Genomic DNA, 23,805 nt, shown 5'->3' on the forward strand with positions numbered 1-23,805 from the left:
TAAGCAATAAGGGTAAAACCTGGAGATTAAAAGGGAGGTAGGCCCCTTGCTAGACGTTAATAATTTTGAGTATATGAAGATTGGTCTTTCTTCACCAGACAAGATTCGTTCTTGGTCACATGGAGAAGTGAAAAAACCTGAAACAATTAACTATCGTACATTAAAGCCAGAAAAAGATGGTTTATTCTGCGAAAGAATCTTTGGTCCACAGAAAGACTGGGAATGTCACTGTGGTAAATACAAACGTGTTCGTTATAAAGGTGTAGTCTGTGATCGTTGTGGCGTAGAAGTGACTCGATCAAAAGTTCGTCGTGAACGTATGGGTCATATTGAACTAGCTGCTCCTGTATCACATATTTGGTACTTTAAAGGTATTCCAAGCCGTATGGGACTTGTATTAGATATGTCTCCTCGTGCACTAGAAGAAGTTATTTACTTTGCTTCTTATGTTGTAACAGAAACAGGCGATACAACTTTAGAAAAGAAACAACTGCTTTCTGAAAAAGAGTATCGTGCATACCGCGAGAAATACGGGAAGAAATTCCAAGCTGCTATGGGTGCTGAAGCTATTAAGAAGCTTCTTCAAGATATTGATACGGAAAAAGAAGTAGAAGCGTTGAAGGAAGAGTTAAAAACGGCTCAAGGGCAACGTAGAACTCGTGCGATTAAACGATTAGAAGTGTTAGAAGCGTTCCGTAATTCTGGTAATGAACCTTCATGGATGATTTTAGATGTTCTGCCGGTTATTCCGCCAGAGCTTCGCCCAATGGTTCAACTAGATGGTGGTCGTTTCGCGACATCTGATTTAAATGATTTATATCGTCGTGTAATTAACCGAAATAATCGTTTGAAACGATTATTAGATCTTGGAGCACCAAGCATTATCGTTCAAAACGAAAAACGTATGCTGCAGGAAGCTGTTGATGCATTGATTGATAATGGCCGTCGTGGTCGTCCAGTAACAGGACCAGGTAATCGTCCATTGAAATCATTATCTCACATGTTAAAAGGTAAACAAGGACGATTCCGTCAAAACCTTCTTGGTAAACGTGTGGACTACTCTGGTCGTTCAGTTATCGTTGTAGGGCCTAACTTGAAAATGTATCAATGTGGTTTACCAAAAGAAATGGCGATTGAATTATTCAAGCCATTCGTTATGAAGGAGCTTGTTCAAAAAGGTTTAGCACATAATATTAAATCAGCTAAACGTAAGATTGAACGTTTCTCTCCTGAAATTTGGGACGTATTAGAAGAAGTAATCAGAGAACATCCTGTATTGCTGAACCGTGCCCCAACGCTGCACAGACTTGGTATTCAAGCGTTTGAACCAACGCTAGTAGAAGGTCGTGCGATTCGCCTGCATCCACTTGTATGTACAGCATACAACGCCGATTTCGATGGTGACCAAATGGCCGTTCACGTACCATTGTCTTCAGAAGCGCAAGCAGAAGCACGCATGCTAATGTTAGCTGCTCAAAACATCTTGAATCCAAAAGACGGAAAACCAGTCGTAACGCCATCTCAGGATATGGTATTAGGGAACTACTACCTAACATTAGAACGAGAAGGTGCAATGGGCGAGGGAATGGTCTTTAAAGATACAAATGAGGCATTACTTGCTTACCAAAATGGTTATGTCCACCTGCATTCTCGTTGTGCAGTGCAAGCTTCTTCTTTAAACAACCAAACGTTTACAGAAGAGCAAAATAATCAGCTGTTATTAACAACAGTTGGGAAATTAGTATTTAATGAAATTTTACCGAATTCGTTCCCATACATTAACGAGCCAACTCGTTATAACTTAGAAACGAAAACACCGGAAAAATATTTTGTGGACAAAGGCGCTAATATTCTAGAATTGATTAAAGCACAGCCAGTGATTGATCCATTTAAGAAAAAATATCTTGGAAATATCATTGCGGAAGTATTTAAACGTTTCAAAATTACAGAAACATCCAAAATGCTTGATCGCATGAAAGATCTTGGATTCAAATATTCTACAAAAGCCGGTATTACGGTTGGTGTAGCAGATATCGTTGTATTAGGTGAAAAGCAAGGAATTATTGATGAAGCACAACAAAAAGTGGATAACGTATTAAAACAATTCAGACGTGGTTTAATCACAGAAGATGAGCGTTATGACCGCGTTATTGCGATTTGGAGTGCGGCAAAAGATACAATCCAATCTAAACTGATGGATTCCTTAGACCGTCGTAACCCAATCTTTATGATGAGTGATTCCGGTGCCCGTGGTAACGCCTCTAACTTTACGCAGCTTGCGGGTATGCGTGGATTGATGGCCAACCCGGCTGGTCGAATTATTGAGTTACCGATTAAGTCAAGTTTCCGTGAAGGTTTAACGGTATTAGAATACTTCATCTCTACTCACGGTGCGCGTAAAGGTCTTGCCGATACAGCACTAAAAACTGCCGATTCTGGTTACTTAACTCGTCGTTTAGTAGATGTAGCGCAAGATGTTATCATTCGTGATGACGATTGTGGTACAGATCGCGGCTTGAAAATTTCTGCTTTAAGAGAAGGTACAGAAATTATTGAAGCACTTGAAGAGCGTTTAGTTGGACGTTATGCAAGAAAAGCGATTAAACACCCAGAAACGGATGAAGTTATTGTTCCAGAGAATGGTTTAATCACAGAAGATCTTGCAAACTATATTGAATCTCTAGGTATTGAAACAGTATGGATTCGTTCTGCCTTTACGTGTAACACAAGCCATGGTGTATGTAAAAAATGTTATGGTCGTAACTTAGCAACGGGTCAAGCAGTTGAAGTCGGAGAGGCAGTTGGTACAATTGCCGCACAATCAATTGGTGAACCAGGTACTCAGTTAACGATGCGTACATTCCATACAGGTGGGGTTGCCGGAGACGATATTACTCAAGGTTTACCTCGTATTCAGGAGATTTTTGAAGCGAGAAATCCAAAAGGTCAAGCGATTATCTCTGAGATTGAAGGTACAGTTGTTTCAATCAATGAGATTCGTGATAAACAACAGGAAATTGTGATTCAAGGGGCTGTCGAGTCTCGTACGTATACGGCACCATATACAGCACGTCTAAGAGTGAAAGTCGATTCACATGTACGTCGAGGCGAAGAGTTAACAGAAGGTTCCATCGATCCAAAAGAATTGTTGAAAGTCACAGATGTGTTAACTGTTCAAGAATATCTATTGCATGAAGTACAAAAAGTATATCGTATGCAAGGGGTAGAAATTGGTGACAAACATATCGAAGTAATGGTTAGACAGATGCTTCGCAAAGTTCGTGTCTTAGATGCGGGTGAAACAGAAGTTCTTCCAGGAACATTACTAGATGTACATCAATTTACGCTTGCCAATACAGAAGCGTTAATGAACGGTAAATTACCAGCAACGGGACGTCCAGTTCTGTTAGGTATTACAAAGGCATCTCTTGAAACAGATTCTTTCTTGTCTGCAGCATCGTTCCAAGAAACAACAAGAGTCTTAACAGACGCTGCAATTAAAGGAAAACGCGATGAATTATTAGGCTTGAAGGAAAATGTTATTATTGGTAAGTTAATCCCTGCGGGTACAGGTATGCTTCGTTACCGCAAAGCACAGCCTGTAGTTGCTGAGGATGAAGAAACAGTTACAGTAGACTAATAACCATTGAGGTTGGCTCAATAAAGGAAGGCAAGATCATTCACTTTAAAATAAAGTAGAATGACTTAGCAGACTTTATTGAGTCAGCTTTTTAAAGGTTATGTCAAACGTGAGTATTTCATGGAATTATAGTTTAAATAGGTCGAAAATGAAGAGTCATATAGCATAGTCTTTAAAATAAGGAAAACATTTGCTAAAAAACTTTTCAAAAGAAGTTGACACCAATTGTTAAAAGGTGATAATATAGCAAAGGTGCTCCTACGTTACCTTGTAACTCTGGAGGATATAGACCATGTCTTATGAAAAAGTAATGCAGGCAAAGTCTGTGGTTATAGGAACGAAACAAACAGTGAGAGCTCTGAAACACAATTTGATTCAAGAGATTATCATTGCTCGAGATGCGGATATTTACTTGACAGCGCGCGTTGTTGAAACTGCTACTGAGTTGAATGTTCCGATCACATATGTTGATTCGATGAAAATGCTTGGAAAAGCATGCAGTATAGATGTCGGAGCAGCAACTGTTGCCCTAAAAAAGTAAACTCGTTTTTGCATAACAATTGCAAGGACTTTGTTTTTACCCATTTATGAACCACCTGGATGTGTGGTACTAGGAATGAAAAAGTGAAGGGAGGAAAAATAGAATGCCTACTATTAACCAATTAGTGCGCAAAGGTCGCGAATCAAAAGAAATTAATTCAAAATCACCAGCGCTAAACAAAGGCTACAACAGCTTCAAGAAAGCACAAACTAACGTATCATCTCCGCAAAAACGTGGTGTTTGTACGCGTGTTGGTACAATGACACCGAAAAAACCAAACTCTGCGTTACGTAAATATGCGCGTGTACGTTTAACAAACGGTATCGAGGTAACAGCTTATATCCCAGGTATCGGTCACAACTTACAAGAACACAGCGTGGTACTTATCCGCGGTGGTCGTGTAAAAGATTTACCAGGGGTACGTTATCACATCGTTCGTGGTGCGCTTGACACTGCTGGTGTTAACAATCGTATGCAAGGCCGTTCTAAATACGGTACGAAGCGTCCAAAAGCTGCAAAAAAATAATCTAAAACTTAAAATATGATTTTCTTTGAAAGGAGGAAAAATTAATGCCTCGTAAAGGACCTGTTTCAAAAAGAGATGTATTACCAGATCCAATTTATAATTCAAAACTTGTGACTCGTTTAATCAACAAAATGATGGTTGATGGACAAAGAGGTAAATCACAAAAAATTCTTTACTCTGCATTCGATCTTATTAAAGAACGTACTGGCAATGAACCAATCGAAGTGTTTGAACAAGCACTTAAAAACATCATGCCTGTATTAGAAGTTAGAGCACGCCGTGTAGGTGGTGCTAACTACCAAGTACCAGTTGAGGTGCGTCCAGACCGCCGTTCAACTCTAGGTCTTCGTTGGTTAGTAAACTACTCTCGTCTTCGTGGAGAAAAAACGATGGAAGAGCGTTTAGCTTCTGAAATCATGGATGCAGCTAACAACACTGGTGCATCAGTTAAGAAACGTGAAGATACACACAAAATGGCAGAAGCGAACAAAGCATTCGCTCACTACCGTTGGTAAGATTAAATACTATAAAATTAAATTCATAGAAGGAAGGAGAAAGACAAATGGCAAGAGAGTTCTCCTTAGCAAATACTCGTAATATCGGGATCATGGCTCACATTGATGCTGGTAAAACGACAACTACAGAACGTATTCTTTATTACACTGGTAAAATCCATAAAATTGGTGAAACGCACGAAGGTGCTTCACAAATGGACTGGATGGAACAAGAGCAAGAACGCGGAATTACAATTACATCTGCTGCAACAACTGCACAATGGAACGGTAACCGTATCAACATTATCGATACTCCAGGTCACGTTGACTTCACTGTTGAAGTTGAGCGTTCTCTACGTGTTCTTGATGGAGCTGTAGCTGTTCTTGATGCGCAATCAGGTGTTGAGCCTCAAACTGAAACAGTTTGGCGTCAAGCAACAACTTACGGAGTACCACGTATTGTATTCGTAAACAAAATGGATAAAATGGGTGCAGACTTCTTATATTCTGTAGGAACTCTACACGATCGCCTTCAAGCGAACGCTCACCCAATCCAATTACCAATTGGTGCTGAAGATAACTTCTCAGCAATCATTGACTTAGTAGAAATGAAAGCAACTTTCTACGGCAATGATCAAGGTACTGATATCACAGAAGGTGAAATTCCTGCAGAACATCTTGAATTAGCTCAAGAATACCGCGAGAAATTAATCGAAGGTGTTGCTGAAGTTGATGAAGAGTTAATGGAAAAATACCTAGGTGGAGAAGAAATTACAGTTGAAGAGCTTAAAGCGGCAATCCGTAAAGCGACAATCGCTGTTGAATTCTATCCAGTAATCTGTGGTACTGCTTTCAAGCATAAAGGTGTACAACCAATGCTAGATGCCGTTATCGACTATCTTCCAGCTCCAACTGATGTACCTTCTATTAAAGGTACTCTTCCTGATAGCGAAGAAGAAGTTGAGCGTCATTCAAGCGATGAAGAGCCATTCTCAGCACTTGCATTTAAAGTAATGACGGATCCATATGTAGGGAAACTTACATTCTTCCGTGTATACTCTGGTACATTGCAATCTGGTTCTTACGTAATCAACTCTACAAAAGGTAAACGTGAGCGTGTTGGACGTATCCTTCAAATGCATGCAAACAGCCGTGAAGAAATCTCTGAAGTATACGCAGGAGATATCGCAGCTGCAGTAGGTTTGAAAGATACTACAACAGGTGACACTCTATGTGATGACAAAAACCAAGTTATTCTTGAGTCTATGGTCTTCCCAGAGCCAGTTATCTCGCTTTCTGTTGAACCAAAATCAAAAGCTGACCAAGACAAAATGTCTCAAGCTTTACAAAAACTACAAGATGAAGATCCAACATTCCGTGCGCATACTGACCAAGAAACAGGTCAAACAATTATCGCTGGTATGGGTGAACTTCACTTAGATATCCTTGTTGACCGTATGCGTCGTGAATTTAAGGTAGAAGCGAACGTAGGTGCTCCTCAAGTAGCTTACCGTGAAACATTCCGTGCATCAGCACAAGTTGAAGGTAAATTCGTACGTCAATCTGGTGGTCGTGGACAATTTGGTCACGTGTGGATCGAGTTCTCTCCAAACGAAGAAGGAAAAGGCTTCGAATTTGAAAATGCTATCGTCGGTGGTGTTGTACCACGTGAATACATCCCTGCAGTTCAAGCTGGTCTAGAAGACTCTCTTGATCGCGGTGTACTTGCTGGATACCCTCTTATCGATATTAAAGCAAAACTTTTCGACGGATCATACCATGATGTTGACTCCAATGAAATGGCGTTTAAAATTGCCGCATCTATGGCACTTAAAAATGCAGTATCTAAATGTCAACCGGTTATCCTTGAACCAATTATGAAAGTAGAAGTTGTTATTCCGGAAGAATACATGGGAGATATCATGGGTGATGTTACATCACGTCGTGGCCGTGTAGAAGGTATGGAAGCTCGCGGTAACACGCAAGTTGTTAAAGCAATGGTTCCACTATCTGAAATGTTCGGATATGCAACATCTCTACGTTCTAATACACAAGGACGCGGAACATTCTCTATGCACTTCGATCACTATGAAGAAGTACCAAAGAGCATTTCTGAAGAAATTATCAAAAAAAATAAAGGTGAATAATTGATTTTCATACTTTATTAAAGTATAACTACTTATGTAAGCTGTGATGGAAGAATTTTTCTTCTGTCACAGAACTATATACTTAATATTATTCGTAAATTTAAGGAGGAATTCCCTAATGGCTAAAGAAAAATTTGATCGTTCAAAACCACACGTTAACGTTGGAACAATTGGTCACGTTGACCATGGTAAAACTACTTTAACAGCTGCTATCACAACTGTACTTGCAAAATCAGGTGGTGCAGAAGCACGCGCTTATGACCAAATCGATGGTGCTCCAGAAGAAAGAGAACGTGGTATCACAATCTCTACTGCACACGTTGAGTACGAAACTGCTAACCGTCACTACGCACACGTTGACTGCCCAGGACACGCTGACTATGTTAAAAACATGATTACTGGTGCTGCTCAAATGGACGGCGGTATCTTAGTAGTATCTGCTGCTGATGGCCCAATGCCACAAACTCGTGAGCACATCCTTCTTTCTCGTCAAGTAGGTGTACCTTACCTTGTTGTATTCATGAACAAATGTGACATGGTAGACGATGAAGAACTTCTTGAATTAGTAGAAATGGAGATCCGTGATCTTCTTTCTGAATACGATTTCCCTGGTGATGATATCCCAGTTATCAAAGGTTCTGCTCTTAAAGCTCTTGAAGGAGACGCTGCTTGGGAAGAAAAAATTCACGAATTAATGAACGCTGTTGATGAGTACATCCCAACACCAACTCGTGATACTGATAAAGACTTCATGATGCCAGTTGAGGACGTATTCTCAATCACTGGACGTGGAACAGTTGCTACAGGACGTGTTGAGCGTGGACAAATCAAAGTCGGTGACGTAATCGAAATCATCGGTCTTTCTGAAGAGCCAAAATCAACTACTGTAACAGGTGTTGAAATGTTCCGTAAACTTCTTGACTATGCTGAAGCTGGTGATAACATCGGTGCACTTCTTCGTGGTGTAGCTCGTGAAGATATCCAACGTGGACAAGTACTTGCTAAACCAGGTTCAATCACTCCACACACTAAATTTAAAGCTGAAGTTTATGTTCTTTCAAAAGAAGAAGGTGGACGTCACACTCCATTCTTCTCTAACTACCGTCCTCAGTTCTACTTCCGTACAACTGACGTAACTGGTATCTGTAACTTACCTGAAGGCGTAGAAATGGTTATGCCTGGTGACAACATCGAAATGACTGTTGAATTGATCGCTCCAATCGCTATCGAAGAGGGTACTAAATTCTCTATCCGTGAGGGTGGACGTACTGTAGGCGCTGGCGTAGTTGCTACAATCACTGAGTAATTATAACAATGGTTTGTAAAATAGGAAGGGACGCCTTCTGAAAGGGCCAGACAGGACGCTGTCTGGCCTTTTTTATTGTATAGGAAACTAGTATAAGTACTTAGAAGCTATGAGTTAAAATGAAGTGCGGCTGTATTGTATGTAGCCCAGCTCGTCGATTTATACTCTATACTCTGTTCAATAGATAAAGGTAAAGAGTAACATCCCCTTCTAGTTCCACTTTTCTTATATGTGTCTTATTTTCCTTTATATCTATATAAATAACTTTACATAAAAAGTTTTATTTATTAATAGAAGAAACTGGTTTTAAAGTTGTTGTGAACTAACACTTGATAAGAGGACTATATCTATGTATAATAGTAAAAGTGTGTTACACAAAGTTTGTTGCAAGTTTTTCTTGCTTATTCTTTGGGCTTTGTGTATAATAGACAATGTTGGTCTTTGACTGCGATGATATGGAAGGTTGCTGACACACCCGGCCGCTTTGCCATGGCGGGTGAGTGGGAAATTTCCATTGAGAAGGTCTATTTTAAAATAGGCGAAAAGGAGGGAAAATAATGGCAAAACAAAAAATTCGTATCCGTTTAAAAGCATATGATCATAGAATCCTTGATCAATCTGCTGAGAAAATTGTTGAAACTGCAAAACGCTCTGGTGCGGCTGTATCTGGTCCGATCCCATTGCCAACTGAAAGATCTGTTTATACAATCCTTCGTGCGGTTCATAAATACAAAGATTCTCGTGAGCAATTCGAAATGCGTACGCATAAACGTCTAATCGACATCGTTAATCCAACTCCGCAAACAGTTGATTCATTGATGCGTTTAGATTTACCATCAGGCGTTGATATTGAAATTAAATTATAATTCATATAAAAAATGAACAATTACTCTAGGAGGTGTGACTAATGACCAAAGGAATCTTAGGAAGAAAAATCGGTATGACTCAAGTTTTCGCTGAAAACGGTGAGCTTATTCCAGTAACAGTTATCGAAGCTGCGGAAAACGTTGTTCTACAAAAGAAAACGGTTGAAACAGACGGTTATGAAGCAATTCAAATCGGTTTCGAAACAAAGCGTGAAAAGCTTTCAAACAAACCTGAAAAAGGGCACGTTGAAAAAGCAAACACTGCTCCTAAGCGCTTCATCCGTGAATTCCGCGGAGCTAATCTTGGTGAATACGAGATCGGTCAGGAAGTCAAAGTTGATATTTTCGCTGAAGGCGAACTAGTTGATGTAACAGGAATTTCAAAAGGTAAAGGTTTCCAAGGTTCTATCAAGCGCCACGGACAATCTCGCGGACCAATGGCACACGGTTCTCGTTACCACCGTCGCCCAGGTTCAATGGGTCCTGTTGCTCCAAACCGTGTATTCAAAGGTAAATTATTACCAGGACGCATGGGCGGAGAAAAAATCACTGTTCAAAACTTAGCTATCGTTAAAGTTGATGTTGAACGTAATTTACTATTGGTTAAAGGTAACGTACCAGGTGCGAGAAAAGCCTTAATCAAAGTAACTAACGCTGTTAAAGCGAAGTAATATTTAAGAAAGGAGGAGCATTAGAATGCCAAAAGTTACATTGTTCAACCAAACTGGATCACAAGTTGGAGATATCGAACTTAATGATTCTGTATTTGGTATTGAGCCTAATAATCACGTATTATTTGAAGCAATCATTATGCAACGAGCTTCCCTACGTCAAGGAACTCACAAAGTAAAAAACCGTTCTGAAGTTGCAGGCGGCGGACGTAAACCTTGGAAACAAAAAGGAACTGGACGCGCACGTCAAGGTTCTATCCGTTCACCACAATGGCGTGGTGGTGGTACTGTATTCGGACCAACTCCAAGATCTTACGCTTACAAATTACCGAAAAAGGTACGTCGTTTAGCGATTAAATCTGCATTATCTGCTAAAGCATTAGAAGAGAACATCTTAGTTCTTGAAAGCTTATCTTTCGAAGCTCCAAAAACGAAAGAGTTTGTAGCAGTTCTAAATAACCTTTCTGTTGATACTAAAGCATTAGTCGTTACTAATGGAGTAGATGAGAAAGTTGCTCTTTCTGCACGTAACATCCCAGGTGTTACTGTAGTGGAAGCTGAGGGTCTTAATGTTCTTGATGTTGTATCACACAACAAATTGATCTTGACTAAATCAGCTGTCGAAAAAGTAGAGGAGGTGCTTGCATAATGGACGCACGCGATATCATTAAGCGCCCCGTAATTACTGAAGCTTCTTCAGACGCAATGGCTGAGAAGAAGTACACTTTTGAAGTTGATGTGAAAGCTAACAAAACTCAAGTTAAAGATGCTGTTCAAGAAATCTTTGGCGTACAAGTTGAGAAAGTAAACATCATGAACTACAAAGGGAAATTCAAACGCATGGGTAAACATGCAGGCTACACTAACAAGCGCCGTAAAGCTATTGTTAAACTAACTGCTGATAGCAAAGAAATCGAGCTATTTGAAGCTTAATTCATAAGAGAAGGAGGGAAATACAATGGCGATTAAAAAGTATAAACCTACCTCTAACGGTCGACGCAATATGACAACTTCTGACTTTGCTGAGATTACTACAGACAAACCAGAAAAATCATTACTTGCTCCCCTTCATAGTAAAGGCGGCCGTAACAACCAAGGTAAGTTAACAGTTCGTCATCAAGGTGGCGGTCACAAGCGTCAATACCGTATCATCGATTTCAAACGAAATAAAGATGGTATACCAGGACGCGTTGCTACAATTGAGTACGATCCAAATCGTTCTGCAAACATTGCATTAATTAACTATGTAGATGGAGAAAAACGTTATATCCTAGCTCCTAAAAACCTAGAAGTAGGTATGGAGATCATGTCAGGTCCTGAAGCTGATATTAAAGTAGGTAACGCTCTTCCATTAATCAACATCCCAGTTGGTACAGTAATCCATAACATCGAACTTAAACCAGGAAAAGGTGGACAATTAGTCCGTTCAGCAGGTACATCTGCTCAAGTACTTGGTAAAGAAGGTCGTTATGTACTTGTACGTTTAAACTCTGGTGAGGTTCGTATGATTCTTGCTACATGCCGTGCTTCAATCGGTCAAGTAGGTAACGAACAACATGAACTTATCCACATCGGTAAAGCAGGTCGTTCACGTTGGTTAGGTAAACGCCCAACAGTTCGTGGATCTGTAATGAACCCGAATGATCACCCACACGGTGGTGGTGAAGGTCGTTCACCAATCGGACGTAAATCACCAATGTCTCCATGGGGTAAACCAACTCTTGGATACAAAACACGTAAGAAAAAGAACAAATCCGATAAATTTATCGTACGTCGTCGTAAAAAATAACGGGATTGAACTACGGTTCATTCAAAGAACCGTAGAACGATCACGAAGGGAGGTACTCGCATGGGTCGTAGCTTAAAAAAGGGGCCTTTTGTTGATGATCATTTAATCGTTAAAATTGAAAAGTTAAATGAAACAGATAAGAAGCAAGTTGTAAAAACTTGGTCTCGTCGTTCAACAATCTTCCCACAATTCATCGGGCACACAATCGCAGTTTATGATGGTCGTAAACATGTGCCGGTTTATGTAACTGAAGATATGGTAGGTCACAAACTAGGCGAATTCGCGCCAACACGAACTTATAAAGGTCATGCAAGTGACGATAAGAAAACAAGACGTTAATGAGAGGAGGGCATCTCATGCAAGCAAAAGCTGTCGCTAAAACAGTTCGTATTGCAGCTCGTAAAGTCCGTTTAGTTACGGATTTAATCCGAGGGAAACAAGTAGGTGAGGCAGTTGCGATTCTTCGTTTAACTCCAAAAGCTGCATCTCCAGTTGTAGAAAAAGTTCTTAAGTCTGCTATCGCAAACGCAGAACATAACTACGAAATGGATATCAACAACCTAGTTATTTCAGAAGCATACGTTAATGAAGGACCAACTTTAAAACGTTTCCGTCCTCGCGCTCAAGGTCGTGCGAGTGCGATTAACAAACGTACTAGTCATATTACAATCGTTGTATCAGAAAAGAAGGAGGGATAATCTGTGGGTCAAAAGGTAAATCCAATCGGTATGCGTATTGGGATCATCCGAGATTGGGAGTCCAAGTGGTACGCTGATAAAGACTATGCAGAACTTTTACATGAAGACCTTAAAGTTCGTGAATATATCACGAAACGTTTAAGCGATGCTTCTGTATCAAAAGTTGAAATTGAACGTGCTGCTAACCGCATTAACATTTCTGTACACACAGCTAAGCCAGGTATGGTTATTGGTAAAGGTGGTACTGAAGTTGAAGCGCTTCGTAAAGCATTAAACCAATTAACAGGTAAAAGAGTTCATATCAACATCATTGAAATCAAAAGAGCAGATCTTGATGCAAAATTAGTTGCAGAAAACATCGCTCGTCAATTAGAAAATCGTGTTTCATTCCGTCGTGCTCAAAAGCAAGCTATTCAACGTACTATGCGCGCTGGTGCTCAAGGAATCAAAACGCAAGTTTCTGGTCGTCTTGGCGGTGCTGATATCGCTCGTGCTGAACACTACAGTGAAGGAACAGTTCCTCTTCACACACTTCGTGCTGACATTGATTATGCTCATGCAGAAGCAGACACTACTTACGGTAAATTAGGCGTAAAAGTTTGGATCTACCGTGGAGAAGTTCTTCCTACTAAGAAGAAATCTGAGGAAGGAGGAAAATAATATGTTATTGCCAAAACGCGTAAAATATCGTCGTGAACACCGCGGTAAAATGAGAGGGAATGCTAAAGGTGGTACTGAAGTACATTTCGGAGAATATGGCCTTCAAGCACTTGAAGCTTCTTGGATTACTAACCGTCAAATCGAAGCTGCACGTATTGCAATGACACGTTACATGAAACGTGGCGGTAAAGTTTGGATTAAAATTTTCCCAAGCAAACCTTACACTGCTAAACCACTTGAAGTCCGAATGGGTTCTGGTAAAGGGGCTCCTGAAGGATGGGTTGCAGTTGTTAAACCAGGTAAAGTAATGTTCGAAATCTCTGGTGTATCTGAAGAAGTTGCACGTGAAGCATTACGTCTTGCAATGCACAAACTTCCAGTTAAATGTAAGTTTGTAAAACGAGAAGAAATTGGTGGTGAATCAAGTGAAAGCTAATGAAATCAAAGAATTAACCACTGCCGAAATTGAACAAAAAGTAAAATCTCTTAAAGAAGAACTATTTAATCTTCGTTTCCAGTTAGCTACTGGACAACTTGAAAATACAGCTCGTATCCGTGAAGTGCGCAAATCGATCGCTCGTATGAAAACAGTTGTTCGTGAAAGAGAGATCGGTGTCAATAATCGATAATTGAATGGAGGTTTGCAGAATGAGCGAACGCAACCAACGTAAAGTCTACACTGGCCGCGTTGTATCCGACAAAATGGATAAAACAGTAACAGTCCTTGTAGAAACGTATAAAAAGCATTCTTTATACGGTAAGCGCGTAAAGTACTCGAAGAAATTCAAAGCTCATGACGAGCTGAATGAAGCGAAAATTGGCGATGTAGTACGTATTATGGAAACTCGTCCACTTTCAGCGACAAAACGCTTCCGTTTATTAGAAGTAGTAGAAAAAGCAGTTATTATTTAATCTATGTTCGGATTAAGCTAATTCCGAAGGGAGGTACCGTACATGATTCAACAAGAATCTCGTTTAAAAGTAGCAGACAACTCTGGTGCTCGTGAGGTTTTAACAATTAAAGTTCTTGGTGGTTCTGGTCGTAAAACTGCAAATATCGGTGATATCATCGTTGTTACAGTTAAACAAGCAACACCAGGTGGCGTTGTTAAAAAAGGTGATGTAGTTAGAGCAGTTGTCGTACGTACAAAAAGCGGTGTACGTCGTCCTGATGGATCTTACATTAAATTCGATGAGAATGCTTGTGTAATTATCCGTGACGATAAGAGCCCGCGTGGAACACGTATCTTTGGACCAGTTGCTCGTGAATTACGTGACAACAATTTCATGAAGATCGTTTCTCTTGCTCCAGAAGTTCTATAATTGATAAATATCGTAAAAGCCTTTCAAGGAGGTGCGAAGCTAATGCATGTTAAAAAAGGTGACAAAGTCGTAGTTATCTCTGGTAAGGACAAAGGCAAACAAGGTACAATCCTTGCAGCATACCCAAAGAAAAATCGTGTGCTTGTTGAGGGAGTAAACATCGTGAAAAAGCATTCTAAGCCATCACAAGCTAATCCACAAGGTGGAATTATTAGTCTAGAAGCTGCTATTCACGTTTCTAATGTTATGCCGCTTGATCCAAAATCAGGTAAACCAACTCGTGTTGGATACAAGATTGAAAACGGCAAAAAAGTACGCGTAGCTAAAATATCAGGTGAAACTTTAGATAAATAAGTCATAAATGAAGGGAGGTAACTAAATAATGAGCCGCCTTAGAGAAAAATACCAAAGCGAAATTACTCCATCTTTAATGGGTAAATTCAACTATCAATCAGTAATGCAAGTACCAAAGATCGAAAAGGTTGTTATTAATATGGGTGTGGGTGATGCTGTTGCTAACTCAAAAGCACTAGATGTTGCTGTTGAAGAATTACAACAAATCGCTGGTCAAAAACCTGTAGTAACAAAAGCAAAAAAATCAATCGCAGGCTTCCGTTTACGTGAAGGTATGCCTATCGGTGCGAAGGTTACACTACGTGGAGAACGTATGTATCAATTCCTTGATAAGCTAGTTTCTGTTTCTTTACCACGTGTACGTGACTTCCGCGGCGTTTCAAAAAAATCATTTGATGGTCGTGGAAACTACACATTAGGTGTAAAAGAACAGCTGATCTTCCCTGAGATTGACTACGATAAAGTGAGCAAAGTTCGTGGTATGGACATCGTTATTGTAACGACTGCTAATACAGATGAAGAAGCTCGTGAACTACTTACTCAAATCGGAATGCCGTTCCAAAAGTAATCAAAAAAGGGAGGCTATAACGTGGCTAAAAAGTCTATGGTCGTAAAACAAAAGCGCGGACCTAAGTTTAAAGTACAAGAATATACACGTTGCGAACGTTGCGGACGTCCACATTCTGTATACCGTAAATTTAAACTTTGCCGTATTTGTTTCCGCGAACTTGCATATAAAGGACAAATTCCTGGCGTGAAAAAAGCTAGCTGGTAAAACCCGAGTTTGGGAAGGAGGTAAAATAAAATGGTCATGACAGATCCTATTGCAGATATGCTTACTCGCATCCGTAATGCGAACATGGTACGTCACGAAAAATTAGAAGTTCCTGCTTCTAAGATCAAAAGAGATATTGCTGAGATCTTGAAAAAAGAGGGCTTCGTACGTGACGTTGAGTTTATCGAAGACAATAAACAAGGTATCATCCGTATCTTCTTAAAATACGGTGGAAACAACGAGCGTGTAATTACTGGATTAAAACGTATTAGTAAACCTGGTTTACGTGTATACGCAAAAACTGGTGAAGTACCACGCGTTCTTAATGGATTAGGTATCGCAATTGTTTCAACTTCTCAAGGAGTTTTCACTGATAAAGAAGCTCGCGCTAAACAAGTAGGCGGAGAAGTATTAGCATACGTTTGGTAATACATTGTTACAAGAATGGAGGTGCACTAAATGTCACGTGTAGGTAAAAAACCTATTGAAATTCCTGCTGGCGTTACAGTTACAATCAACGGTAGTGATGTAACTGTAAAAGGTCCTAAAGGTGAATTATCTAGATCATTTCATGCGGATCTTACAATCGCTCAAGAAGAGAACGTAGTTACAGTAACACGTCCTTCTGATTCAAAAGAGCACCGTACTATCCATGGTACAACTCGTGCTGTACTTTCAAACATGGTTGAAGGTGTTTCTAAAGGATTCGAAAAATCATTAGAACTTATCGGGGTTGGTTACCGTGCTCAAAAGCAAGGTAGCAAGCTAGTTCTTAATGTTGGGTACTCTCACCCTGTTGAATTTGAAGCTGAACAAGGACTTGAAATTGAAGTTCCTTCAAATACAAAGATTATTGTTAAAGGTATTAGCAAAGAACGTGTAGGCGCTCTTGCAGCTGATATCCGTGATGTTCGCCCACCAGAGCCTTATAAAGGTAAAGGTATTCGTTACGAAGGTGAATATGTTCGTCGTAAAGAAGGTAAAACTGGTAAGTAATGTCGCATAAGTAAACGAAAGGAGTGACGTAAATGATTACGAAGCTTGATAAAAACGCTACTCGTCAGAAAAGACACGCGCGTGTCCGTGCGAAACTTTCTGGTACGGAAGCTCGTCCTCGTTTAAATGTGTTCCGTTCAAACAAACACATTTACGCACAATTAATTGACGATGTAAAAGGCGTAACTCTAGCAAGTGCTTCTACTCTTGATAAAGAGATCGGTACAGAAGCTACTAGCAATGCTGAAGCAGCTCAAAAAGTTGGCGAACTTATTGCGAAACGTGCTGTAGAAAAAGGTTATACAACTGTGGTATTTGACCGCGGGGGTTACCTTTTCCATGGTCGTGTAAAAGCATTAGCTGACGCTGCTCGTGAAAACGGCTTAGAATTTTAATGGATAAGGAGGGACAAAACAGATGCGTCGTATTGATCCTAATAAATTAGAACTTGAAGAACGCGTAGTTACCGTTAACCGTGTAGCTAAAGTTGTAAAAGGCGGACGTCGTTTCCGTTTCACTGCACTTGTAGTTGTTGGTGATAAAAACGGTCACGTTGGATTCGGTACTGGTAAAGCTCAAGAAGTTCCAGATGCGATCCGCAAAGCTATCGAGGATGCTAAGAAAAACTTAATTACGTTACCAATGGTTGGAACAACTATTCCGCACCTTGTTAACGGACGTTTCGGTGCAGGTCACGTATTATTAAAACCTGCTTCTGCCGGTACTGGAGTTATCGCTGGTGGACCAGTTCGTGCAGTCTTAGAATTAGGTGGTATCCAAGATATTCTTTCTAAATCTCTAGGTACAAGTACACCAATTAACATGGTTCGTGCAACAATCGAAGGATTAAAGCAATTGAAACGTGCTGAGGACGTAGCTAAGTTACGTGGTAAATCAGTAGAAGAACTGTTAGGATAAGGGGGGAATTCAAATGGCTAAATTAGAAATTACCCTTACTCGTAGCTTGATTGGTCGCCCTGAAGATCAACGCGTTACAGTTAACACACTGGGTTTACGTAAAATGCATCAAACAGTTGTTCATGATGATAACCCTGCGATTCGCGGTATGATTACCAAAGTTGCTCATCTTGTTACTGTAAAGGAACAATAAAAACATAACTCATAACAAGGAGGTGCCAACAATGAAACTTCATGAGTTAAAACCTGCAGAAGGTGCTCGTAAAGAACGTAAACGTAAAGGTCGCGGTATCGGATCTGGTAACGGTAAAACTGCTGGTAAAGGTCATAAAGGACAAAACGCTCGTTCAGGCGGTGGCGTTCGTCTTGGATTTGAAGGTGGTCAAACACCATTATTCAGACGTTTACCAAAACGTGGATTTACAAACATCAACCGTAAAGACTATGCTATCGTGAATCTTGATACGTTAAATCGTTTCGAAGACGGTACAGAAGTAACACCTGCTCTATTAATCGAGACAGGTATTGTAAGTAAAGAAAAAGCAGGAATCAAAATTCTTGCAAAAGGGAACATCGAGAAAAAGCTTACTGTTAAAGCTAACAAATTCTCTTCAGCTGCTAAAGAAGCTATCGAAGCTGCTGGCGGTACTGCAGAGGTGATCTGATGTTTCGTACGATCTCCAATTTTATGCGTGTGGGTGAAATAAGAAATAAAATTTTCTTTACCCTGCTAATGCTAATCGTCTATCGCATCGGTACATTTATTCCTGTACCGAATGTGAATGCCGATGTTTTCACAGCGCAGGAAGAGTTAGGCGTCATTGGTTTATTAAATACCTTTGGCGGCGGTGCCTTGCAAAATTTCTCCATCTTAGCGATGGGTATTATGCCGTATATTACGGCATCTATTATTGTTCAGTTGCTTCAAATGGACGTTGTTCCAAAGTTTACTGAATGGTCTAAGCAAGGGGAAGCTGGTCGTCGTAAACTAGCTCAATTCACTCGTTACTTTACCATTATTCTTGGATTTATTCAGGCATTAGGAATGTCTTATGGATTCAATAGTATGTATAGTGGTTTAGTAGAAGACCCTAGCATTGGAACGTATTTGCTTATTGCGACTGTTTTAACCGCGGGTACGGCTTTTCTTTTGTGGTTAGGAGAGCTGATCACGTCTAAAGGTGTAGGTAACGGTATTTCTATCATTATCTTTGCTGGGATTGTCGCGAGTTTTCCTACGACAATTAATCAAATTTATGCTCAGCAGTTTGAAGATGCTGGAGAACAACTTTTCTTACGAATCGTAACCATGGTTCTTATAGCTTTAGCAGTATTAGCAATCATAGTGGCTGTTATCTTTATTCAACAAGCACTACGTAAAATTCCGATCCAATATGCGAAGCGCGCTGCGGCAGGTCGTACACAAATGGGTGGGCAATCTACTCACCTACCATTAAAGGTGAATGCTGCAGGGGTTATTCCGGTAATCTTTGCGATGGCATTTCTTATTACACCTACAACCATTGTTACATTCTTTGAACAGAATAGTGTAACAGAATGGATTCAAAAGTCATTTAATTATACGGAACCAATCGGTATGATTATTTATGTGGCTCTTATTATTGCTTTTGCTTATTTTTATGCCTTTATTCAGGTTAATCCTGAACAAATGGCTGATAATTTGAAAAAGCAAGGTGGATATGTACCTGGGATTCGTCCTGGTCAGAATACACAAGATTATTTAACGAGCGTATTATATCGTTTAACGTTTGTTGGCTCTATATTTTTAGCAGTCATTGCCGTTTTACCGGTATTCTTCATTAAAATTGCTGATCTTCCTCAATCTGCACAGATTGGTGGAACAAGTCTTCTTATCGTGGTTGGGGTAGCCCTTGATACGATGAAACAACTTGAAGCGCAATTAGTGAAACGCCATTATAAAGGTTTTATAAAGTAATGAGTTTTGGGAACGGATTGTTCCCAATGCCCATTATAGAGTTTGAGGGGGAATACAAATGAATCTAGTATTAATGGGACTTCCAGGTGCTGGTAAAGGTACTCAAGCTGAAAAGATTGTAGAAAAATATAACATCCCTCATATCTCTACTGGAGATATGTTCCGAACAGCTATCAAAGATGGAACAGAGCTTGGTATACAAGCAAAATCATTCATGGATCAAGGTGCGCTTGTACCAGATGAAGTTACAATCGGGATTGTCCGTGAAAGATTAAGTAAAGATGATTGTAAGAAAGGTTTCTTGCTTGATGGTTTTCCACGTACTGTGGCTCAAGCTGAAGCATTAGAAAATATTCTTACAGATTTAGATCGTCAAATCAATTTTGTTATTAATATTGACGTGGATAAAGAGATTTTGATGGAAAGATTAACAGGTCGCCGCATTTGTAAATCTTGTGGTTCGACATATCACCTTGTTTTTAATCCTCCAGCAAAAGAAGACACATGCGATCGCTGTGGCGGAGAACTTTACCAACGTGCTGACGATAATGCAGAAACGGTTCAAAATCGCTTAGATGTGAATTTGAAACAAACGCAGCCACTCCTTGATTTCTACGGAGAAAAAGGATACTTGCAAAACATTAACGGCCAGCAAGATATTAATAAGGTATTTGAAGATGTTGATGCACTTCTTGAAGGATTAGCCATCTGATTCTACAAATCTTGTGGAATTTGCGAAAAAGTATGCAATTTTTTTCGATAAAAGGTATAATGAATTTCGCGGGCGTCAACGCAGTACTTCAAAATATCTAGCTTTTGATTTTTTCAAAATCTACAAAATTACTGAAGAAACTAGAGCGACTCTAAAGGGTTTAAAGAGTCATTATATAGAGGGTTGAAAGAAGCTTGCCAGGCGTGCGTCTTTCAAATATCTCCCATGCTATTCAAACCTATGTCGTGGTTCACTATTTCTCTTGAGTTTAGAGAGTATGGCTTCCACGGAATCGGTCAAGACTTACATGAGGACCCATAGTTAAGTTCCTCATTTCGGTCCACCTGATAAAGGTCCTCAGTTAAAGCCTGGTTTGGTAAACGCTGTTGTAATAAGTGAATACTATATGCAGATATGCACTGACTTTAGAGGATGATTGGACTGTAGTAACGGTTGACGGAAAGATGTGTACTCTTTTAGAGTTCACCCATAGAGAAGGGAGAATCACTTTAATGGCGAAAGACGATGTAATTGAAGTAGAAGGCACAGTACAAGAGACTTTGCCAAATGCAATGTTTAAGGTAGAATTAGAAAATGGTCATACTGTTTTAGCTCATGTATCCGGTAAAATTCGTATGCACTTTATTCGTATTTTGCCTGGAGATAAAGTTACGGTTGAGCTTTCCCCGTATGATCTAACTCGCGGCAGAATCACATACCGATTTAAATAAATCTGGTTACGCTCCGATCTGTATAAGGAGGTTAGATAGCAATGAAAGTTAGACCATCAGTCAAACCAATCTGTGAGAAATGTAAAGTTATCCGCAGAAAAGGTAAAGTAATGGTTATTTGCGAAAACCCTAAACATAAACAAAAACAAGGCTAATTAGAAGGAGGTGCACTCAAGCATGGCACGTATTGCTGGAGTAGATATTCCCCGTGACAAACGTATTGTTATCTCATTAACATATATTTATGGTATTGGTAAACAAACTGCGATCAAAGTTCTTGCAGAAGCAGGTGTTTCTGAAGATACTCGCGTTCGTGACTTAACAGAAGACGAATTAAACAAAATTCGTGACATCATTGACAAGTTAAAAGTAGAAGGCGACCTTCGTCGTGAAATCTCTCTTAACATCAAGCGTCTAATGGAAATCGGCGCGTACCGTGGTCTTCGCCACCGTCGTGGTCTTCCTGTTCGTGGACAAAACACTAAAAATAATGCTCGTACGCGTAAAGGACCTCGTCGTACAGTAGCTAACAAGAAAAAATAATTAGAAAAGGAGGTTACTTTTCATGGCACGTAAAACTAATACACGTAAACGTCGTGTGAAAAAGAATATAGAAACTGGTATTGCACATATTCGCTCTACTTTCAACAACACTATCGTTACGATTACTGATTCTCATGGTAACGCTATTTCTTGGTCAAGTGCAGGAGCTTTAGGATTCCGTGGTTCACGTAAATCTACTCCATTCGCTGCACAAATGGCTGCTGAAACAGCTGCTAAAACATCAATCGAACATGGTATGAAAACTCTAGAAGTTACTGTTAAAGGACCTGGTGCTGGACGTGAAGCTGCTATTCGTGCACTTCAAGCTGCTGGTCTAGAAGTAACAGCTATCAAAGACGTAACTCCAGTTCCACATAACGGATGCCGTCCACCAAAACGTCGCCGTGTTTAATCTTTCTGTATAGATTTTGTATTCCTGTCTATAATGGGATATAATACTAGGTTTGCGTTCTTACAGAATTATTAAATTTTCAGTTGTTGCGCACAGCGGGAACGTATACATGGGGAATTTCGGTTATAGTGATTAATCCCACTAGCCGGGGTTTTGACGTTTTGAAGGAGGGTTTATTAATGATCGAAATAGAAAAACCAAAAATCGAAACGGTTGAAATCAACGACGATACCAAATACGGTAAATTCGTCGTAGAGCCACTAGAGCGTGGGTATGGTACAACTTTGGGTAACTCCTTACGTCGTATTCTATTATCCTCACTCCCAGGTGCTGCTGTCACAGCTATACAAATTGATGGAGTTTTGCATGAGTTCTCAACAATTGAAGGCGTCGTAGAAGATGTGACTTCTATCATTCTAAATGTGAAAAAGCTTGCTCTAAAGATTTACTCCGATGAAGAAAAGACGCTTGAAATTGATGTTCAAGGTGAAGGTGTCATTACAGCGGCTGATATTACCCATGATAGTGATGTAGAAATTCTTAACCCGGATTTATATATCGCAACAATCGGTAAAAACGGTCATATGCGTATGCGCCTAACAGCGAAACGTGGTCGTGGTTATACTCCGGCTGTTCAAAATAAGAGAGAAGATCAACCAATTGGTGTAATTCCAATTGATTCAATCTACACTCCTGTTTCCCGTGTTTCTTATCAAGTAGAAAACACACGCGTTGGACAATTATCTAATTTTGATAAACTAACGTTGGATGTTTGGACAGATGGCAGTACAGGACCTCAAGAAGCGATTGCCCTTGGAGCAAAAATTTTAACGGAGCATTTAAATATCTTTGTTGGTTTGACAGACGAAGCACAAAATGCTGAAATCATGGTTGAAAAGGAAGAAGATCAAAAAGAAAAAGTTCTGGAGATGACAATCGAGGAATTAGATCTTTCTGTTCGTTCTTACAACTGTTTAAAACGTGCTGGAATCAATACCGTTCAAGAGCTTGCTCATAAAACGGAAGAAGATATGATGAAGGTTCGTAACTTGGGTCGTAAATCACTTGAAGAAGTGAAAGCGAAACTAGAAGAATTAGGTTTAGGTCTTCGTAAAGACGACTAATATCTATTACATGACATAATATAGAATTTCAACAAAGGAGGGAATCTCTAATGGGTTACAGAAAGTTAGGGCGCACTAGCGCACAACGTAAAGCATTACTTCGTGATTTAGCTACGGATCTTATCATCCATGAGCGCATTGAAACTACAGAAGCACGTGCAAAAGAATTACGTTCTGTTGTAGAAAAAATGATCACTCTTGGTAAACGTGGTGACTTACATGCACGTCGTCAAGCTTCAGCATTTATTCGTAATGAAGTAGCTGATGCTGAAAAAGGACAAGATGCTGTTCAAAAATTATTCGCAGACATCGCTCCACGTTATGAAGAACGCCAAGGTGGCTACACTCGTATCTTAAAAATGGGTCCACGCCGCGGTGACGGTGCACCAGTCGTGGTTATTGAATTAGTTTAATAACTTTCGATGAAAAAGGGCAGGACAGATGATGAATAAACTCACTTGTTCTTTGCCCTTTTTCTTTTTATATATGAAAATTTAAGTTTTTTTTGATTCATACTTGCGTTTAGTTCCGTAAAGATCATGGGGATATTGTCTATTTTCTTTACGAGTTGAATGATGCAATGTTGCTTTATATATGAAATACGCATTGAGTGTTACGATGG

At 39.9% G+C, this 23,805-nt stretch carries 35 protein-coding genes and 1 pseudogene; all 36 read left to right on the plus strand.

The features are described from left to right. Positions 1-46 precede the first annotated feature (46 nt). The 36 genes and pseudogenes from rpoC (at position 47) to rplQ (ending at position 23,596) form a co-directional block, all read left to right on the plus strand. Positions 47-3,640 carry a DNA-directed RNA polymerase subunit beta' gene (gene rpoC, locus BAOM_RS00625; RefSeq protein ID WP_127758657.1) on the plus strand — a complete coding sequence of 1,198 codons (3,594 nt, stop codon included), beginning with the start codon at positions 47-49 and terminating at the stop codon, positions 3,638-3,640. 292 nt (positions 3,641-3,932) lie between these two features. Next, a complete protein-coding gene (locus BAOM_RS00630; protein ID WP_127758658.1) occupies positions 3,933-4,181 on the plus strand; it encodes a 50S ribosomal protein L7ae-like protein in 249 nt (82 codons plus the stop codon). Positions 4,182-4,284: 103 nt separating this feature from the next. Continuing rightward, positions 4,285-4,707 carry a 30S ribosomal protein S12 gene (gene rpsL / locus BAOM_RS00635; RefSeq protein ID WP_127758659.1) on the plus strand — a complete coding sequence of 141 codons (423 nt, stop codon included), beginning with the start codon at positions 4,285-4,287 and terminating at the stop codon, positions 4,705-4,707. A 44-nt stretch (positions 4,708-4,751) separates the two neighbouring features. Further along, positions 4,752-5,222 (plus strand): 30S ribosomal protein S7, encoded by a 471-nt coding sequence (gene rpsG / locus BAOM_RS00640; protein ID WP_127758660.1) that lies wholly within the window; start codon positions 4,752-4,754, stop codon positions 5,220-5,222. Between the two features lie 47 nt (positions 5,223-5,269). After that, the gene (gene fusA, locus BAOM_RS00645) at positions 5,270-7,348 is read left to right on the plus strand and encodes an elongation factor G (RefSeq protein ID WP_127758661.1); all 2,079 of its coding nucleotides are present in this window, start codon (positions 5,270-5,272) and stop codon (positions 7,346-7,348) included. Positions 7,349-7,466: 118 nt separating this feature from the next. Then, a complete protein-coding gene (gene tuf, locus BAOM_RS00650) occupies positions 7,467-8,654 on the plus strand; it encodes an elongation factor Tu (RefSeq protein WP_127758662.1) in 1,188 nt (395 codons plus the stop codon). A gap of 557 nt (positions 8,655-9,211) precedes the next feature. Next, the gene (gene rpsJ, locus BAOM_RS00655; protein ID WP_019244375.1) at positions 9,212-9,520 is read left to right on the plus strand and encodes a 30S ribosomal protein S10; all 309 of its coding nucleotides are present in this window, start codon (positions 9,212-9,214) and stop codon (positions 9,518-9,520) included. A gap of 41 nt (positions 9,521-9,561) precedes the next feature. Continuing rightward, positions 9,562-10,191, plus strand: a complete 630-nt coding sequence (gene rplC, locus BAOM_RS00660; RefSeq protein ID WP_127758663.1) for a 50S ribosomal protein L3 — start codon at positions 9,562-9,564, stop codon at positions 10,189-10,191. 25 nt (positions 10,192-10,216) lie between these two features. Further along, positions 10,217-10,840 carry a 50S ribosomal protein L4 gene (rplD, locus tag BAOM_RS00665; RefSeq protein ID WP_127758664.1) on the plus strand — a complete coding sequence of 208 codons (624 nt, stop codon included), beginning with the start codon at positions 10,217-10,219 and terminating at the stop codon, positions 10,838-10,840. Then, complete coding sequence (gene rplW / locus BAOM_RS00670; RefSeq protein WP_127758665.1) at positions 10,840-11,124, plus strand: 50S ribosomal protein L23; 285 nt, start codon at positions 10,840-10,842, stop codon at positions 11,122-11,124. Before rplD ends, rplW begins: the two co-directional genes overlap by 1 nt. A gap of 25 nt (positions 11,125-11,149) precedes the next feature. Beyond that, entirely contained in the window at positions 11,150-11,980 is an 831-nt protein-coding gene (rplB, locus tag BAOM_RS00675; protein ID WP_127758666.1) for a 50S ribosomal protein L2, read from the plus strand. A gap of 60 nt (positions 11,981-12,040) precedes the next feature. Next, positions 12,041-12,319, plus strand: coding sequence for a 30S ribosomal protein S19 (gene rpsS, locus BAOM_RS00680; RefSeq protein ID WP_127758667.1), 279 nt, complete (start codon positions 12,041-12,043; stop codon positions 12,317-12,319). 17 nt (positions 12,320-12,336) lie between these two features. Further along, positions 12,337-12,678 carry a 50S ribosomal protein L22 gene (rplV, locus tag BAOM_RS00685; RefSeq protein WP_127758668.1) on the plus strand — a complete coding sequence of 114 codons (342 nt, stop codon included), beginning with the start codon at positions 12,337-12,339 and terminating at the stop codon, positions 12,676-12,678. Between the two features lie 3 nt (positions 12,679-12,681). Then, entirely contained in the window at positions 12,682-13,338 is a 657-nt protein-coding gene (gene rpsC / locus BAOM_RS00690; RefSeq protein ID WP_119118217.1) for a 30S ribosomal protein S3, read from the plus strand. Between the two features lies 1 nt (position 13,339). Beyond that, positions 13,340-13,774, plus strand: coding sequence for a 50S ribosomal protein L16 (gene rplP / locus BAOM_RS00695; RefSeq protein ID WP_119118218.1), 435 nt, complete (start codon positions 13,340-13,342; stop codon positions 13,772-13,774). Continuing rightward, positions 13,764-13,967 carry a 50S ribosomal protein L29 gene (gene rpmC / locus BAOM_RS00700; protein ID WP_028390454.1) on the plus strand — a complete coding sequence of 68 codons (204 nt, stop codon included), beginning with the start codon at positions 13,764-13,766 and terminating at the stop codon, positions 13,965-13,967. The genes rplP and rpmC overlap by 11 nt, the downstream gene beginning before the upstream one ends. Positions 13,968-13,986: 19 nt before the next feature. After that, positions 13,987-14,250 (plus strand): 30S ribosomal protein S17, encoded by a 264-nt coding sequence (rpsQ, locus tag BAOM_RS00705; RefSeq protein ID WP_127758669.1) that lies wholly within the window; start codon positions 13,987-13,989, stop codon positions 14,248-14,250. 42 nt (positions 14,251-14,292) lie between these two features. Continuing rightward, on the plus strand, positions 14,293-14,661 hold the full coding sequence (gene rplN, locus BAOM_RS00710; RefSeq protein ID WP_119118219.1) for a 50S ribosomal protein L14: 369 nt from the start codon (positions 14,293-14,295) through the stop codon (positions 14,659-14,661). Positions 14,662-14,703: 42 nt separating this feature from the next. Next, on the plus strand, positions 14,704-15,015 hold the full coding sequence (gene rplX / locus BAOM_RS00715) for a 50S ribosomal protein L24 (protein ID WP_127758670.1): 312 nt from the start codon (positions 14,704-14,706) through the stop codon (positions 15,013-15,015). A 28-nt stretch (positions 15,016-15,043) separates the two neighbouring features. Beyond that, a complete protein-coding gene (rplE, locus tag BAOM_RS00720; protein WP_127758671.1) occupies positions 15,044-15,583 on the plus strand; it encodes a 50S ribosomal protein L5 in 540 nt (179 codons plus the stop codon). A gap of 21 nt (positions 15,584-15,604) precedes the next feature. Next, a complete protein-coding gene (locus tag BAOM_RS00725) occupies positions 15,605-15,790 on the plus strand; it encodes a type Z 30S ribosomal protein S14 (RefSeq protein ID WP_050613643.1) in 186 nt (61 codons plus the stop codon). Positions 15,791-15,820: 30 nt separating this feature from the next. Beyond that, on the plus strand, positions 15,821-16,219 hold the full coding sequence (rpsH, locus tag BAOM_RS00730; RefSeq protein ID WP_127758672.1) for a 30S ribosomal protein S8: 399 nt from the start codon (positions 15,821-15,823) through the stop codon (positions 16,217-16,219). A 30-nt stretch (positions 16,220-16,249) separates the two neighbouring features. Next, positions 16,250-16,786 (plus strand): 50S ribosomal protein L6, encoded by a 537-nt coding sequence (rplF, locus tag BAOM_RS00735; protein ID WP_127758673.1) that lies wholly within the window; start codon positions 16,250-16,252, stop codon positions 16,784-16,786. A 32-nt stretch (positions 16,787-16,818) separates the two neighbouring features. Continuing rightward, positions 16,819-17,181 (plus strand): 50S ribosomal protein L18, encoded by a 363-nt coding sequence (rplR, locus tag BAOM_RS00740; protein WP_119118223.1) that lies wholly within the window; start codon positions 16,819-16,821, stop codon positions 17,179-17,181. 22 nt (positions 17,182-17,203) lie between these two features. Beyond that, positions 17,204-17,704: a 30S ribosomal protein S5 gene (gene rpsE / locus BAOM_RS00745; protein ID WP_119118224.1), complete on the plus strand. Its 501-nt coding sequence runs from the start codon at positions 17,204-17,206 to the stop codon at positions 17,702-17,704. 13 nt (positions 17,705-17,717) lie between these two features. Further along, a complete protein-coding gene (rpmD, locus tag BAOM_RS00750) occupies positions 17,718-17,897 on the plus strand; it encodes a 50S ribosomal protein L30 (protein ID WP_119118225.1) in 180 nt (59 codons plus the stop codon). Between the two features lie 31 nt (positions 17,898-17,928). Next, complete coding sequence (gene rplO / locus BAOM_RS00755; protein WP_119118226.1) at positions 17,929-18,369, plus strand: 50S ribosomal protein L15; 441 nt, start codon at positions 17,929-17,931, stop codon at positions 18,367-18,369. Further along, entirely contained in the window at positions 18,369-19,661 is a 1,293-nt protein-coding gene (gene secY / locus BAOM_RS00760) for a preprotein translocase subunit SecY (RefSeq protein ID WP_127758674.1), read from the plus strand. The genes rplO and secY overlap by 1 nt, the downstream gene beginning before the upstream one ends. A 58-nt stretch (positions 19,662-19,719) precedes the next feature. Beyond that, positions 19,720-20,373 carry an adenylate kinase gene (locus tag BAOM_RS00765; protein WP_127758675.1) on the plus strand — a complete coding sequence of 218 codons (654 nt, stop codon included), beginning with the start codon at positions 19,720-19,722 and terminating at the stop codon, positions 20,371-20,373. 162 nt (positions 20,374-20,535) lie between these two features. Continuing rightward, positions 20,536-20,861, plus strand: a pseudogene (locus tag BAOM_RS24780) (M24 family metallopeptidase); the annotation flags it as partial. Positions 20,862-20,885: 24 nt separating this feature from the next. Then, complete coding sequence (infA, locus tag BAOM_RS00775; RefSeq protein ID WP_028390440.1) at positions 20,886-21,104, plus strand: translation initiation factor IF-1; 219 nt, start codon at positions 20,886-20,888, stop codon at positions 21,102-21,104. A gap of 41 nt (positions 21,105-21,145) precedes the next feature. Further along, entirely contained in the window at positions 21,146-21,259 is a 114-nt protein-coding gene (rpmJ, locus tag BAOM_RS00780; RefSeq protein ID WP_003156543.1) for a 50S ribosomal protein L36, read from the plus strand. A 22-nt stretch (positions 21,260-21,281) separates the two neighbouring features. Further along, positions 21,282-21,647: a 30S ribosomal protein S13 gene (gene rpsM / locus BAOM_RS00785; protein ID WP_127758676.1), complete on the plus strand. Its 366-nt coding sequence runs from the start codon at positions 21,282-21,284 to the stop codon at positions 21,645-21,647. Between the two features lie 22 nt (positions 21,648-21,669). After that, positions 21,670-22,059: a 30S ribosomal protein S11 gene (gene rpsK / locus BAOM_RS00790; protein ID WP_028390438.1), complete on the plus strand. Its 390-nt coding sequence runs from the start codon at positions 21,670-21,672 to the stop codon at positions 22,057-22,059. A gap of 179 nt (positions 22,060-22,238) precedes the next feature. Continuing rightward, positions 22,239-23,183, plus strand: a complete 945-nt coding sequence (locus tag BAOM_RS00795; RefSeq protein WP_119118230.1) for a DNA-directed RNA polymerase subunit alpha — start codon at positions 22,239-22,241, stop codon at positions 23,181-23,183. A gap of 50 nt (positions 23,184-23,233) precedes the next feature. Continuing rightward, positions 23,234-23,596 (plus strand): 50S ribosomal protein L17, encoded by a 363-nt coding sequence (gene rplQ / locus BAOM_RS00800; RefSeq protein ID WP_127758677.1) that lies wholly within the window; start codon positions 23,234-23,236, stop codon positions 23,594-23,596. The last annotated feature ends 209 nt before the right edge of the window (positions 23,597-23,805 follow it).

Origin of the sequence: Peribacillus asahii (genome assembly GCF_004006295.1) — a bacterium.
Lineage (GTDB): Bacteria > Bacillota > Bacilli > Bacillales > DSM-1321 > Peribacillus > Peribacillus asahii_A.